Below are 13,865 nucleotides of genomic sequence, written 5' to 3'. Positions count from 1 at the left end.
CATTACCACGAGATCACAAGATCGATCAGGTTTCCTGGATGGCGGAAACCTTCCAGGGACCGCCATCCTTGCGGGCGAAGGTCCAGAGCTCGGTCGTCTCCGTCAGCGCGCCGGCATCGCCCGAGATCAGGGCGCCGGTGGCACGGTCGCGCATCACGTCGCGGCTTTCGTAGCGCATGGCGACCGTGGCGTAGTCGGTGTCGCCCTCGTTCCACGCCTCGGCCAGGTCGCCCTGCAGCAGCGTGATGTCGGTGACGTCGTTGCGCTGGCCCTTGGTGGCGTTCTGGCTCAGCTCTTCCGAGAGATACGACATGACCTCCGGCGTCGTGCGCTCGCGCAGGCCCGCATAGTCCTCGCGGCCGAAGGCGCCCTGCACCTCGTCCAGCAGCTTCTGGAAGGTGTCGAGATCCTGGCCGGTGACGCCGATCTCGTCATTGGCGTTCATGGCGTTGGCCGGGCGCGCCTTCTGGGCGCCGCCGAAGCCGCCAAGGCCTCCGCCAAGAGCCGAACCCAGGCCGCCGAGATTGCCGAGGCCGCTGCGCGGGGCGGCGTTCGACTGCGCCTCGGCCGGAGCGTCGGGCATCATGCCGCGCGGCATGCCAGCCGGAGCGGCGCCCGCCGTCTGCGACCGGTTGCGGTTGGCGAAGAAGCGGAAAAGGAACATGCCGGCGATCGCGAGAAGCGCGATCTGCAGGATGAAGCCGAAGGCGCCGGCCATGCCGCCAAGGCCGTGGCCGAACAGCATGCCGACCAGGCCGCCCAGCATCAGGCCACCCAGGATGGAACCGCCGAGACCGCCGAGGAAGCCCGGACGCGCCGCCTGCTGCGTGGGACGCGCGGCGGCGTTCGTCGCCTGGCCCGGCTGCGTCATCGAGCGCTGGATCGGCTGCGTCGCGGTCGGCGCCGTCGGGGTTGTCGGGGCGGACTGGAACGTCCTGCCGCCACGGCTGCCAAAACTGCCGCCGCGACGCGCTTCAGCGTCATCGAATGCAGCGAAGCTCATCGCCGTCGCGATACCAATCATCGCGAGAATTGCCGGTGTGCGCTTGCCGAATACCATGTGAGTTCCTTCTCCCTACGTAAATTACCCGGGTCCTTTTCAGGCCCCCGCAGGTATGATGTAGGGTCTCATGCCCGATTTGTTGAGGGCAAAACTGCGGCCAGTGACGATTTGCGCAACCCGGCCGGCGTGCTATTGGCTCGCGCCATGACATACAAGGTTGCCGCTCTCTATCAATTCGCCGCTCTTCCGGACTTCGAAGCGCTGCGCGCCCCGCTGCTCGAGCTCTGCGAAACGCTCGGGATTCGCGGCACGCTGCTGCTGGCGCCCGAGGGCATCAATGGCACGATCGCCGGCACGGACGAAGCGATTGACGCGGTGATCGCGGCGCTGACGACCGGCCCGCTCTTCGACGGCCGGCTCGACAATCTCGAGCTGAAATTCTCCGGCGCGGCGGAAATGCCGTTCAAGCGGCTGAAGATCCGGCTGAAGAAGGAGATCGTCACCCTGGCGCAGCCGCAGGTCGATCCGACGAAGCAGGTCGGCACCTATGTCGCCGCGGAGGACTGGAACGCGCTGATCAGCGATCCTGACGTGATCGTCGTCGACACCCGCAACCGCTTCGAGGTGAAGATCGGAACGTTCGAGCGGGCGCTCGATCCGGAAACGCGGAAGTTCTCGCAGTTCCCGGATTTCGTCAGCCGTACGCTCGATCCGGCCAAAAACAAGAAGGTCGCGATGTTCTGCACCGGCGGTATCCGCTGCGAGAAGGCGAGTTCCTACCTGCTGTCGCAGGGCTTCGCCGAGGTTTTCCACCTGAAGGGCGGCATCCTCAAATATCTCGAGACGATCCCGCCGGAAGAAAGCCTGTGGCAGGGCGAGTGCTTCGTCTTCGACGAGCGCGTGGCGCTCGGCCATGGGCTGGCGGAGCGGGCCAAGGCGGAGGAGCCGCCGGAGGACGACGCGGCCTGAGGCCGCGCCGACCCCTTGATTACTCGCCGTCCTTGGCGTCGTGCAGATAGGCCTCGACGACGCCCTTCAGCTTGATCGTCAGCGGGTTGCCGAAGCGATCGCGCGCCTTGCCGGCGGCGACGCGGACCCAGCCTTCGCTGATGCAATACTCTTCGACATTGGTCTTCTCGACGCCGTTGAAGCGGATGCCGACGCCGCGCTCCAGCAAGGCCTCGTCATGGAAAGGGCTCTTCGGATCGTTCGAGAGGCGATCGGGCAGCGTGTCGGTCATGGTCGAACCTTCAGATCGGGTACATTGGCCGGCACACATAGCGGGACGATGCGGTCCTGCCAACCCGGCGCGAAGAGCAGCTCAGCGGCCGAGCAGCGTGGCGATCGTCAGGATCGCGACATAGATGCCCGTTCCCAGCAGCATGAACATCACCGCGGCCGAGCCGAGATCCTTGGCGCGGCGCGCGAATTCGGAACGCTCGGGCGACACGCGGTCGACGATCTCCTCGATCGCCGTGTTCAATGCCTCGACCGAAAACGTCGCGAAAGCGAGCATCAAGTAAACGCCGATCTCGGCCAGCGAACGGCCGAGAAAGACGATCCAGGCGAGCGCGGCGACGGCCGCCGCCAGTTCCATCCGGGCCGCCATCTCGCCCCGGAACAGGATCGCGACGCCCGAGGCCGACCAGCGGCTCGCCGCGATGAGATGCTCCAACCAGGCGCGCATGTCCGTCTTCCCCCTTTGGTCGGCATTCGCCGATTGTTTGCAGCCCCCGGCCGCATCGCCATGGCGACACCGCCGCCGGACGGGATATCATGTAGCCGATTCCCGCGAACGCCGTGTCGGCATCGCATCGTCACGCCAGTTTCCTGGCCAACTTCAATCGGTCCTCTCTTTTCCGAGCCACCCTTGGCAGGGGCTGGCCCGGATGCAATATGAGGGTGAGGGTTCAAGGACGGATATGAGCGAGCTTCGCACCTTCGACGTCAGACGGCCGCAGCGGGCGCTTCTGCTTTCGCTCCCGAACATCCTGACCTATGGCCGCATCCTGGCGGTTCCCCTCGTCGTCTTCTGCGTCGTCGGCGGCAAGGATACGTGGCGATGGATCGCGCTCGCGCTCTTCATCCTCGCCAGCATCACCGACTATCTCGACGGCTACCTGGCCCGGATCTGGAAGCAGCAATCCTCGCTCGGGCGCATGCTCGATCCGATCGCCGACAAGCTGCTCGTCTCGGCCTGCCTGCTGGCGCTCGTCTTCGAGCGCACGATCGATGGCCTGTCGCTCTGGGCGGCGCTGATCATCCTGTCGCGCGAGATCCTCGTCTCGGGCCTGCGCGAATATCTGGCGGAGCTGCGCGTCAGCGTGCCGGTCTCGCGCCTCGCCAAGTGGAAGACGGCGCTGCAGATGGTCTCCATCGGCTTCCTGCTCGCAGGCCCAGCCGGAGACGTCCATTTCGCCTACACGACGCTGATCGGCATCGTGCTGCTGTGGATCTCCGCTCTCGTCACGCTCTACACCGGCTACGACTATTTCCGGGCGGGCCTCGGGCACATCCTGGAGGAAGAGCCGTGAAGCTCGTCTATTTCGCCTGGGTGCGCGAACGGATCGGCACGGCCGAGGAGACCGTCGCGCCGCCCGAGGGCGTCGAGACGGTCGGCGATCTGCTGGGCTGGCTGCGCACGCGCGGCGAGACCTATGAATACGCCCTGGCGGAGCCGACCGCGATCCGCGTGGCGCTCGACCATGACCATGCCGATCACGATGCGCCGCTTTCCGGCGTGCGCGAGGTAGCCCTGTTTCCCCCGATGACGGGAGGCTAGGCCCGCCATGGCCAAGACCCGCGTCGCCATCGTTTCCGAGCCGCTCGACATCACGGCCGAGATCGAACGCGTGACGACGGGTCGTGGCGATATCGGCGCCGTCGTCACCTTCACCGGCCTCTGCCGCGACGAGGACGGCCGGCTCGAAGCGCTTGAGCTCGAGCACTATCCCGGCATGGCCGAGGCGGAAGTGTCCCGCATCGCCGAGCAGGCGGCCAAGCGGTGGGAGATCACCGACGTCACCGTCCTTCACCGGCACGGCAAGGTGAAGCCGGGCGAGGTCATCGTGCTGGTGGTCACCGCCTCGCGGCACCGGCACGCCGCCTTCGAATCGGCCGAGTTCATCATGGATTTTCTCAAGACCCACGCGCCCTTCTGGAAGAAGGAGCATACCGCGTCCGGCGCGGTCGCCTGGGTCGACGCCAAATCCTCGGACGACCAGGCCGAAGAGCGCTGGAACAACTCCGATTGAGCCATTCCCCGAGTGACCGGCCGGGCGGCGCCTTCGCGCCGCATGAGGCCTTGGCCGAGAGCCTGCTGCCGCACGCCACCGAAGGTGACGACGGCTCGCACGACATCGCCCATCTCCAGCGCGTCTGGAAGAACGCCGCCGCCATCCATGCGGCGGAAGGCGGCGACGGCGAGGTTCTCGCCGCCGCGACGCTGCTGCATGACTGTGTCACCGTCGAGAAGAACGACCCGATGCGGCCGCAGGCATCGCGGCTGGCGGCGCGCAAGGCGGCCGGGATCCTTGAGGGGCTCGGCTGGGATGCGCCGCGCGTCGCCGCCGTCGCCCACGCGGTCGAGGCGCACAGCTTCTCCGCCGGCATCGCGCCGGAAACGCTGGAGGCGCGCATCCTGCAGGATGCCGACCGCCTGGACGCGATCGGCATGGTCGGGGTGGCGCGCTGCTTCTACATCGCCGGCCGGATGGGCAGCGGCCTCTACGACCCGCGGGATCCGCAAGCGACAGCCCGCCCCCTCGCCGACGCGCGCTTCGCGCTCGACCATTTCGACAACAAGCTCTTCAAGCTCGCTGGCGGCTTCCAGACCGAGGCCGGACGCAAGCTGGCGACACTGCGGCAGGATCGCCTCCGCCGCTTCTATGACGAATTTCTGGACGAGATCTGACCACACGGCGCATCGGCGACGATCCCGCGCCCGGAGGAATGCCGCATGCTGACGATCTGGGGCCGCAACAATTCGAGCAACGTCAAGAAGGTTCTCTGGTGCGCCGAGGAAATCGGCCTCGCCTATGAGGCGATACCGGCCGGCGGCGCCTTCGGCGTCACCGCCGATCCCGCCTATCGCGCGATGAACCCGAACGGGCTGGTACCGACGATCCGCGACGGCGATATCGTGCTGTGGGAATCGAACGCCATCGTGCGCTATCTCGCCGCCCGCTATTCCGAGGGCACGCTGTGGCCGCGCGACATCGCGGAGCGCGCCGGCGCCGACCGCTGGATGGACTGGACGACGTCCGCCTTCGCCGCGCCGTTTCGCGACGTGTTCTGGGGCATGGTGCGCACGCCGGTAGAACGACGCGACATGGCCGTGATCGAAGCCAGCCGGCAGAAATGCTCCACCCTGCTCGCCATCGCGGATCGCGCCCTCGCCGAGCGCCCCTATCTGTCGGGCGAGGCCTTCGGCATGGGCGACATCCCGCTCGGCTGCCTCGCCTATGCCTGGTTCGCCATGCCGATCGAGCGACCGGACCTGCCGCATCTCGCCAGATGGCATGAACGGCTGCTGGCGCGGCCGGCCTACGCCAAAGTCGTCGCGATACCGTTGAGCTGAGGCACTGGGTCAGCCACAAGCTCCGCGTCATCCCGGGCGGAGACCCGGGATCCATCCAGCCGAAGCGTAGGGAGGCTCGTGCGGCCCCAAACCCGGCTGCATGGATCCCGGCTCGGGGGCCGGGATGACGGCGAGCCTGGACATGCCAACGCGGCCAATGCCCAAAAATAAAAATGGCCGGGACGAGCCCGGCCATTCTTGAATTCAGAAGCTTCGGCGGATTAGCCGACGAGCTCGACGCCCGAGAACCAGTAGGCGATTTCCTGCGCTGCCGTCTCCGGAGCGTCCGAGCCGTGCACCGAGTTCTCGCCGATCGAGAGCGCGAACTCCTTGCGGATCGTGCCGGCATCGGCGTTGGCCGGGTTCGTCGCGCCCATGACTTCGCGGTTCTTCAGGATGGCGCCTTCGCCTTCCAGGACCTGCACGACGGTCGGGCCAGCGGTCATCGTCTCGACCAGCTCGCCGAAGAAGGGACGCTCCTTGTGGACGGCGTAGAAGCCCTCGGCCTGGGCGCGGGACATCCAGACGCGCTTGGAAGCGACGACGCGCAGGCCGGCGTCTTCCAGCTTGGCGGTGATCTTGCCGGTCAGGTTACGCTTGGTCGCGTCGGGCTTGATCATCGAGAAGGTGCGTTCGATCGCCATGTTCGGTCCTGTCGTTTCGATTTGGGTAAATGGGTGGCGCTGTATAGCCTCGCCGCCCCGACCCGGCAAGGGCGCGAACCCTGTCAGCAACACTGTCGGGGCTTAAAAACGTCAGGCATACTGACCTGCCGAACACGACGGTTTCGCGACGGGAACAGGAGCTGGGCCATGAAGCCGCATTTCGAAATGTTCGCCGCCTACAACGCGTGGGCCAACGGGCGCCTCTACGAGGCGGCGCGCGCCGTTTCGCCGGAACGCTTCCATGCCGACGAGGGCGCCTTCTTCGGCTCGCTCTGCGGAACGCTGAACCACCTCCTCGTCACCGACCGCATCTGGCTGCGCCGCTTCTCCGGCACGGGCCCGCTGCACACGGCGCTGAACGAGGTGGTGACCGAGGATCTCGGCGAGCTGTCGGCGCTGCGCACCGCCGAGGATGCGCGGATCGTCGCCTATGTGGACGGGCTTACCGAGGCGGATATCGCCGGCGTGTTCACCTACACGCCGATCACCACCCCGGTCGCGGTGACCCAGCCGCTCGGCCCCGCCCTCGCCCATCTCTTCAACCACCAGACCCATCATCGCGGCCAGGCGACCGCCATCCTGACCCGCATCGGCGGCCGCGACGCCTGCGCCAGCCTCGACCTGATCCAGTTTCAGCGCGCGAGCGGCCTCGGACTTAGCTAGCCGGATAAGCAGGATTGCGTCCGGCCGAGGCGCAACCGGTCACGAAAATATATCGGAGAGGTGTGAAGTCGGTCGCTTGATTCAACCAAGGCGGAAGCGCACGTTTTGAGAACGTGTTCTTTGTTGCTGCGAGTCTCCATGTTGCTGCGGTCCCTCTTCCTCGCGTTCGCTCTCCCGATTGCAGCCGCGCAGGCAGCGACCCCGGCGATTCAGGCCGAGCCGCCGCAGGAGATCAACGACGCCCATCTGGCGGAGGTCGTCGACTTCGTCGTCGGTAACGCGGTCTACGCGCTCTATCACCAGGCCGGCCACATGATGATGCAGCGCTATGGCGTCCAGCAGGATGGCGGCGAGCAGGCGGCCGACGATTTCGCCGCCGTGATTCTGCTGGAACCGCGCACCGGCGCCGGCGACCAGACCCTGGTCGACGCCGTCGACAGCTGGATGCTCTCCAGCCACGTGACCGCTTCGGCCCAGCCCGATGTCGCCGGCCTGCCGGATCGCCATTCGCTCGACGCCGAGCGGGCCAACGGCATCGTCTGCGACATGGTGGGCGCCGACAGCAAGGACTTCGCTGACGTGGCGGACGCCGCGTCGCTGACACCGGCCGCCCGCGCCGAATGCGCCGCGACCTACCAGCGCAAGCGCGCGCTCTGGGCGGAGGGACTGAAGCCACTCGCCCGTTCGGCCGGCCAGCCGCAATCGACCATCGCCGTGTTCTATGACGAACCGGCCGGCGGCGAGATCGCCGAGAGGACCATCCTGCAGGACAATCGCGTGCTGGAGGAAGTGGCGACACGGCTGGCGCACGACTTCTCCCTCTCCCCGGCCCCGACGATCCGCGCCAAGAGCTGCGGCACGGTGACGTCGAGCTACGACCCGGCGCTGAACGAAATCGTCCTTTGCTACGAGCTGTCGAGCTACCACGCCGAGCTGATCGTCCGCGACATCGCCGGCCGCTAGCGGTTCGCACGCGCTTGGCAACGAGGCAGCGCTTGCGTCCGGCGCCAAGGCACGGCACATAGCCGGCCATGCTGCACGTCAATGAAGTCACCTATCGCATCGCCGGCCGTACGCTCCTCGAGGGGGCGACCATTGCCTTGCCCGACGGGGTCAAGGCCGGCTTCGTCGGCCGCAACGGCACCGGCAAGACGACGCTGTTCAAGCTGGTCACCGGCGACATCGCGCCGGAGAGCGGCTCCATCGGCCTGCCGCGCGGCGTCCGCATCGGACAGGTCGCGCAGGAAGCACCCGGCACCGAGCAATCGCTGATCGATTTCGTGCTGGCCGCCGACACAGAGCGCGCGGCGCTGCTCCACGAGGCGGAGCACGCCACCGACCCGCATCGCATCGCCGAGATCCAGATCCGCCTGACCGACATCGGCTCCCATGCCGCCGAGGCGCGGGCCGGCACCATCCTCGCCGGCCTCGGCTTCGACGCCGAGGCGCAGCTTCGCCCCTGCTCCGCCTTCTCAGGCGGCTGGCGCATGCGCGTGGCGCTTGCCGCCGTGCTGTTCGCCGAGCCCGACTTGCTGCTGCTCGACGAGCCGACCAACTATCTCGACCTCGAAGGCACGATGTGGCTCGAGAACTACGTGGCGCGCTATCCACACACCGTGTTCCTGATCAGCCACGACCGCGACCTGCTGAACCGCGCCGTCGACATGATCGTGCATCTCGACCAGGGCAAGCTGACGATCTATCGCGGCGGCTATGACAGCTTCGACCGCCAGCGCCGCGAAAAACAGGCGCTGCAGCTCAAGCTGAAGAAGAAGCAGGACGACCAGCGCAAGCACCTGCAGGCCTTCGTCGACCGCTTCAAGGCGAAGGCCTCGAAGGCCCGCCAGGCGCAGTCGCGCATGAAGGCGCTGGAGAAAATGCAGCCCATCGCCGGCATCGTCGACAGCGATGTGACGCCGTTCTACTTCCCGCCGCCGGCCAAGATCCTGGCGCCGCCAATCATCGCGCTCGACAACGCCTCGGTCGGCTACGAGGAAGGCAAGCCGATCCTGCGCAAGCTCGACATCCGCATCGACGTCGAGGATCGCATCGGCCTGCTCGGCGCGAACGGCAACGGCAAGTCGACCTTCGCCAAGCTGCTGGCCGGCCGCCTGCCCAACCTCACCGGCGCGATGCGGCGCGCCGACAAGCTCGACATCGCCTTCTTCGCCCAGCACCAGCTCGACGACCTGCGCCCGGCCGAGACCGCCGTGCAGCACATCCGCATGCTGATGCCGGACGCGACCGAAGCACAGGTTCGCGCCCGCGTCGGCGCCATGGGCTTTCCGACCGCCAAGATGGATACGCCGGCGCGCGAGCTTTCGGGCGGCGAGCGGGCGCGGCTGCTGCTCGGCATCGCCACCTTCCGCGGCGCCAACCTGCTGATCCTCGACGAGCCGACGAACCATCTCGACATCGACAGCCGCGAGGCGCTCGTGCAGGCGCTGAACGACTATCCGGGCGCTGTCATCCTGATCAGCCACGATCGCCACCTGATCGAGGCCTCGGTCGACCGGCTGCTGCTGGTCGCCGACGGCACGGTGTCGAATTTCGACGGCGACATGGACGATTATCGCAAGCTGATTGTGAAAGGCCCCGACACCTCCAACGGCAAATCGGACAGCGATGCGACGGCCAAGAGTTCGGCCCAGGATCGCCGCCGCGAATCCGCCGCCAAGCGTTCCGAGCTGGCGCCGCTCCGGAAAAAGATCAAGGAAACCGAGTCCTTGATGGAGAAGCTTCAGAAAGAGATTCAGAAGCTCGATACCGCGCTCGCCGACGTCGAGCTCTACGTCAAGGATCCGGCCAAGGCGACGACGCTGGCCAAGCAGCGCTCTGACGCGGTCAAATCGCTGGGCGAGCGGGAAGAAAGCTGGCTGGAGATGTCGGCGGAATATGAAGAGGCCGTCGGGGCGGACTGACCGCCCTTCCTCGCCCCTCGCCTCTTGGGTGAGGCGAGCTCCGCCCTTTCCCCACCCTCGTCGTCATCCCTGCGAAAGCAGGGATCCATCCATCCGAGACTTCGGAGGTTCGCGCGTCAGCCAACCCGGCGGAAATGGATCCCGGCTCGAAGGCCGGGATGACGGCGAGCGTGTTGCCGGCGGCAGCTATCCAGCGTCGCGTCGAAGGCTTCCTTCCTCAACTCTCGCTCAGGGTGAGGTGAGTTCCGCCATTTCCCCACCCTCCGTCGTCATCCCTGCGAAAGCAGGGATCCATGCATCCGAGGGCTCGGGAGGTTCGCGCGCAGCCAACCCGGCGGGAATGGATCCCGGCTCGGAGGCCGGGATGACGGCGAGCGTGTTGCCGGCGGCAGCGCTCCAGCGACGAAGGCTGCCTTCCTCACCTCACCCTAGGGCCGAGGTGAAAACCGCGCCGTGCGCCTCGTGGAGCGCAGCAGCGCCCTCACGCCTTCTTCTGCCAGCGGCCCTGTTCGGATTGCTGCCAGTAGGTCGCGTCGTGGCCCTCGGCCTTGACGCGCTTCCAGGAGGCGCGCGCGCCGTCCAGCGCCTCGGGATCGTTGCCGTCGAACATCAGCACGACGCGGACATAGCCGCTGAGGTCGCCCGCCTGCGCGCCGGCGACGAGAAAGCGCACATTGGCGCCGTTCGGATTGTCCTGTTCCGGCGTGATCAGGATCGGGTGCTGCGCCGCATCCGGATCGCGCCAGAGGCCATGCGGCAGGAAGGTCTCCTCGCCATAGGTCCAGAGCAGCGCGTCGAGCGCCTCGCAGCGCTCCGCCGCGCCGGCCTCGACGACGACGCGCCATCCCCTTTCGAGGGATTTCTCCAGCAGACCCGGCAGCAGCGCCTCGAGCGGCTGCTGCTGCAGATGATAGAACAGGACCTCAGCCATCACGCCTTCTCACGCGGCGTCGAGCGCTCCGAGTCATTCGAAGCGTCCGACGTCGCCCGCCTTGTAGCAGCTCAGCCCTCGTAATTGTCGGCAACGAGGCGATCGAGGATGCGCACGCCCCAGCCCGAGGCCCAGGAACGGTTGATCTCGGTCTGCGGCGAGCCCATCGCCGTGCCGGCGATGTCGAGATGCGCCCAGGCGACGTCGTCCTCGACAAAGCGCTTCAGGAACTGCGCCGCCGTGATCGAGCCGCCATAGCGGCCGCCGGTGTTCTTGATGTCGGCGAACTTCGATTCGATCAGCTTGTCGTAGGCCGGCCCGAGCGGCATGCGCCACACCTTCTCGCCCGTCGCCTCGCCCGCCTTCGAGAGCGCATTCGCCAGCGCATCGTCGGTCGCGAACATGCCGGCATGGTCCGTGCCGAGCGCCACCATGATGGCGCCGGTCAGCGTCGCCAGGTCGACGATCACCTTCGGCTCATAGGTCTTCTGCGCGTACCAGAGCGCGTCGGCCAGCACGAGGCGGCCCTCGGCGTCGGTGTTGATGATCTCGATCGTCACGCCGGACGCCGCCTCGACGATGTCGCCCGGACGCTGGGCGTTGCCGTCCGGCATGTTCTCGACCAGGCCGATGATGCCGACGACGTTCGCCTTCGCCTTGCGCGAGGCGAGCGCGTGCAGGAGGCCGACGACGGCGGCGGCGCCGCCCATGTCGCCCTTCATGTCCTCCATGCCGCCGGCCGGCTTGATCGAGATGCCGCCCGTGTCGAAGACGACGCCCTTGCCGACGAAGGCGACCGGCTTCTCCTTCGACTTCGTTCCGTTCCAGTGCATGGCGACGAGGCGCGGCGGCCGGACGGAGCCCTGCGCGACGCCGAGCAGCGCCCGCATGCCGAGCTTCTTCATCTGCTTTTCGGTCAGCGTCTCGATCGTGACGCCGAGCGACGCCAGCTCGGCCGCCTTCTCGGCGAACTCGACCGGGCCGAGGATGTTGGCGGGCTCATTGACCAGCTCGCGCGCGAGGATGGCGCCCTCGGCGATCGCCGAACGGGAGACCCAGGCCTTCTTCGCCTTGCCGGCTTCGGCGGCGACGATATCGAGCGTCACCGGCCCCTTGGCCGCCTTGCCGTTGTCGCCATCCTTGCCGTCTTTTCCGTCTTTCCCGTTCTTGGCCTTGCTCTTGTAGCGGTCGAACGAATAGGCGCGCAGCACCGCGCCGAGCGCGATATCCGCCAGCTGGTCGCCCGAAATCACGACCCCATCCGGCCGCTCGGCGAACAGCGTCGCCGTCTCGCCCTTGCGCAGAGCCCCGAGAACGACGCCGCCGAGCCGCGACCAGTCGCCTTCCACAAGTTCTTCAGCCTTGCCGAGCCCGACGATGACGAGCCGGTCGAAGGCGAGATTCGCCGGCGCCAGCAGGTCGAGGACCGCGAGCGACTTGCCCTTGTAGTCCGCCGTCGCTGCGGCTTTTTGGAGCAGCTCGGCGATGCCGAGGCCCTGCGCCGCGGCGCCGAGCGCCAGGGTTTCGTCAGTCAGGACGATCACCGTCCCCGTCTCGTTCGTCGTCGACTTGTGGAAGGAAACGGCAGGACTTTGGGTCATTTGGGCTCGCTGGGATATGAGCGGCAGGCGCCGATCGGCGCTGTCTGGGACAGGAGGTGCGTGGGTTCCGCCACACCCTTGAACGATCAATCTGTCCTGCGACGGTCGTCTCTGGCAAGTGGCGCGGCTTCACGATAGACGTTTACCGTTCGTTAAGACTGTTTTTTCGCGTTTGATTCACCCAATTAGTCCACCCATGGAGCTCCCGATCGTCGGGGCCCGTAGGAGGTTCGATCCGCCATCTTGTTACAGCCGAGGGCATGGCTGTCTTTGACACGGGGGGCGTGCAGAGTTCGAGGATCGACAACAACCCGATGAAGCTCATCGAGCGTTACATCTTTAACCGCATGCTGGGAGCGTTTCTGCTCAGCCTCTGCGGCTTGTCCGGTACGGTTTGGCTCAGCCAGGCCTTGCGCGAACTCGACCTGATCACGAGCAAGGGCCAGAACTTCGTCACCTTCTTCCGGGTGTCGAGCCTGATCTTCCCCGGCCTGCTGCTCATAGTCTGCCCCGTCGCGCTGCTGATCGGCGCGATCTACACCTTCAACCAGCTGAATGCCGATTCGGAGCTCGTCGTCATCAATGCGAGCGGCGCCTCGCAGACGCGGCTTCTGAAGCCGGCTCTGGTCATGGGCCTGATCACGGCGATCATCGTCGGCTCGATGTCGCTCTATCTGGTTCCGCGCTCGCTGCAGGCCTTTCGCGGCCTGCTTACCGGCATCAACGCCGACCTGATCACCAGCTTCGTCAAGGAAGGCCAGTTCATGGAACTGGGCAACCGGCTGGTGTTCCATGTCCGCGACCGCAAGGCGGACGGCACGCTGGAAGGCATCTTCATCCAGGACGGGCGCCAGGACGACCAGACGTCTATCTACATCGCCAATCGCGGCGTCGTGCTGAAGAACCCGCTCGGCACGTTCCTGATCATGCAGAACGGCACGATCCAGCAGAAGTCGGAAACCAACAACTCGATGTCGATCATCGAGTTCGAATCCTATGCGTTCGACCTCTCGACCTTCGGCAGCAAGACCACCCTACCCGCCTTTACTGCCGGCGAACGCAGCACCGCCTTCCTGATGTCGCCCGATCCGAACGATCCCGAATATCAGAAGCGGCCAGGCTCGTTCGCGTCGGAGCTGCATGACCGATTCTCGGCGCCGCTCTACGCCATCCTGTTCGCCATCCTGCCGGTGGCAGCCCTCGGCCAGGCCCAGACGACCCGCCAGGGGCGCAGCCTCGTCATCCTGGGCACGATCGCCGTCGCGACCGGCGTGCGCATCGGCGGCCTGATTCTGGCCAGCCTCGCCGCCAACGACACGCGCCTGATCCCGGCGCTCTATGCGCTGCCGATCGTCTTCATCCTGCTGTCGCTCGTCGCCGTCTACAGCTCCGTCCGCCTGACCGCTTCCGACAGCATCGCCTCGGCGGTGACGGATCTCGCGCAGCGGATCGCCAATCGCCTGCGGATCGGACCGCGCCCCTCGGCCGGGAGCGGAATGTAA

Annotated in this window: 16 protein-coding genes; 10 read left to right on the top strand and 6 right to left on the bottom strand. The window is 66.6% G+C overall.

The features are described from left to right. Positions 1-25 precede the first annotated feature (25 nt). Positions 26-1,060, bottom strand: a complete 1,035-nt coding sequence (locus AC6HZP_RS10240) for a Tim44 domain-containing protein (RefSeq protein ID WP_497526468.1) — start codon at positions 1,058-1,060, stop codon at positions 26-28. Between the two features lie 147 nt (positions 1,061-1,207). Between AC6HZP_RS10240 and trhO the strand changes: the two genes are divergently transcribed. Further along, positions 1,208-1,972 carry an oxygen-dependent tRNA uridine(34) hydroxylase TrhO gene (gene trhO, locus AC6HZP_RS10235; protein WP_201403463.1) on the top strand — a complete coding sequence of 255 codons (765 nt, stop codon included), beginning with the start codon at positions 1,208-1,210 and terminating at the stop codon, positions 1,970-1,972. 19 nt (positions 1,973-1,991) lie between these two features. Here trhO and AC6HZP_RS10230 read toward each other — a convergent pair whose 3' ends face one another. Together AC6HZP_RS10230 and AC6HZP_RS10225 are read right to left on the bottom strand one after the other, a co-directional pair. Further along, positions 1,992-2,243 (bottom strand): DUF3297 family protein, encoded by a 252-nt coding sequence (locus AC6HZP_RS10230; RefSeq protein ID WP_201403462.1) that lies wholly within the window; start codon positions 2,241-2,243, stop codon positions 1,992-1,994. Positions 2,244-2,324: 81 nt separating this feature from the next. Next, a complete protein-coding gene (locus AC6HZP_RS10225; RefSeq protein ID WP_497526467.1) occupies positions 2,325-2,690 on the bottom strand; it encodes a diacylglycerol kinase in 366 nt (121 codons plus the stop codon). 235 nt (positions 2,691-2,925) lie between these two features. On the opposite strand from AC6HZP_RS10225, the gene pgsA reads away from it, so the two are divergent. Genes pgsA through AC6HZP_RS10200 form a run of 5 tightly spaced genes read left to right on the top strand, consistent with a single transcriptional unit; the run spans position 2,926 to position 5,582 of the window. Continuing rightward, positions 2,926-3,537 carry a CDP-diacylglycerol--glycerol-3-phosphate 3-phosphatidyltransferase gene (gene pgsA / locus AC6HZP_RS10220; protein ID WP_201403460.1) on the top strand — a complete coding sequence of 204 codons (612 nt, stop codon included), beginning with the start codon at positions 2,926-2,928 and terminating at the stop codon, positions 3,535-3,537. Then, a complete protein-coding gene (gene moaD, locus AC6HZP_RS10215) occupies positions 3,534-3,785 on the top strand; it encodes a molybdopterin converting factor subunit 1 (protein ID WP_497526466.1) in 252 nt (83 codons plus the stop codon). Before pgsA ends, moaD begins: the two co-directional genes overlap by 4 nt. A gap of 7 nt (positions 3,786-3,792) precedes the next feature. Next, entirely contained in the window at positions 3,793-4,257 is a 465-nt protein-coding gene (locus AC6HZP_RS10210) for a molybdenum cofactor biosynthesis protein MoaE (RefSeq protein WP_201403458.1), read from the top strand. Then, positions 4,254-4,916 (top strand): HD domain-containing protein, encoded by a 663-nt coding sequence (locus AC6HZP_RS10205; protein ID WP_497526465.1) that lies wholly within the window; start codon positions 4,254-4,256, stop codon positions 4,914-4,916. The genes AC6HZP_RS10210 and AC6HZP_RS10205 overlap by 4 nt, the downstream gene beginning before the upstream one ends. Positions 4,917-4,961: 45 nt before the next feature. Then, on the top strand, positions 4,962-5,582 hold the full coding sequence (locus AC6HZP_RS10200; protein WP_497526464.1) for a glutathione S-transferase family protein: 621 nt from the start codon (positions 4,962-4,964) through the stop codon (positions 5,580-5,582). Positions 5,583-5,803: 221 nt separating this feature from the next. Here the strand turns inward: AC6HZP_RS10200 and ndk are convergent, their stop codons facing one another. After that, positions 5,804-6,226 (bottom strand): nucleoside-diphosphate kinase, encoded by a 423-nt coding sequence (ndk, locus tag AC6HZP_RS10195; RefSeq protein ID WP_201403455.1) that lies wholly within the window; start codon positions 6,224-6,226, stop codon positions 5,804-5,806. Between the two features lie 168 nt (positions 6,227-6,394). Between ndk and AC6HZP_RS10190 the strand changes: the two genes are divergently transcribed. The 3 genes from AC6HZP_RS10190 to AC6HZP_RS10180 all read left to right on the top strand — a co-directional run bounded on the left by AC6HZP_RS10190 (position 6,395) and on the right by AC6HZP_RS10180 (position 9,831). Next, complete coding sequence (locus tag AC6HZP_RS10190; RefSeq protein WP_497526463.1) at positions 6,395-6,910, top strand: DinB family protein; 516 nt, start codon at positions 6,395-6,397, stop codon at positions 6,908-6,910. 138 nt (positions 6,911-7,048) lie between these two features. Beyond that, positions 7,049-7,873, top strand: a complete 825-nt coding sequence (locus tag AC6HZP_RS10185; protein WP_497526462.1) for a DUF4344 domain-containing metallopeptidase — start codon at positions 7,049-7,051, stop codon at positions 7,871-7,873. 68 nt (positions 7,874-7,941) lie between these two features. After that, entirely contained in the window at positions 7,942-9,831 is a 1,890-nt protein-coding gene (locus tag AC6HZP_RS10180) for an ABC-F family ATP-binding cassette domain-containing protein (RefSeq protein WP_497526461.1), read from the top strand. Positions 9,832-10,312: 481 nt separating this feature from the next. Here AC6HZP_RS10180 and AC6HZP_RS10175 read toward each other — a convergent pair whose 3' ends face one another. Together AC6HZP_RS10175 and AC6HZP_RS10170 are read right to left on the bottom strand one after the other, a co-directional pair. Continuing rightward, positions 10,313-10,762 (bottom strand): DNA polymerase III subunit chi, encoded by a 450-nt coding sequence (locus tag AC6HZP_RS10175; RefSeq protein ID WP_201403451.1) that lies wholly within the window; start codon positions 10,760-10,762, stop codon positions 10,313-10,315. 71 nt (positions 10,763-10,833) lie between these two features. Beyond that, a complete protein-coding gene (locus AC6HZP_RS10170; protein WP_497526460.1) occupies positions 10,834-12,363 on the bottom strand; it encodes a leucyl aminopeptidase in 1,530 nt (509 codons plus the stop codon). Between the two features lie 284 nt (positions 12,364-12,647). Here AC6HZP_RS10170 and lptF point away from each other — a divergent pair, with 284 nt between their 5' ends. Continuing rightward, a complete protein-coding gene (lptF, locus tag AC6HZP_RS10165; RefSeq protein ID WP_497526459.1) occupies positions 12,648-13,865 on the top strand; it encodes an LPS export ABC transporter permease LptF in 1,218 nt (405 codons plus the stop codon).

The sequence above is a fragment of the Kaistia sp. SLG-1 genome, from assembly GCF_059699055.1.
The sequence above is the reverse complement of the archived record's forward strand: the minus strand, read 5'-3'. Positions and strand labels throughout refer to the sequence as shown.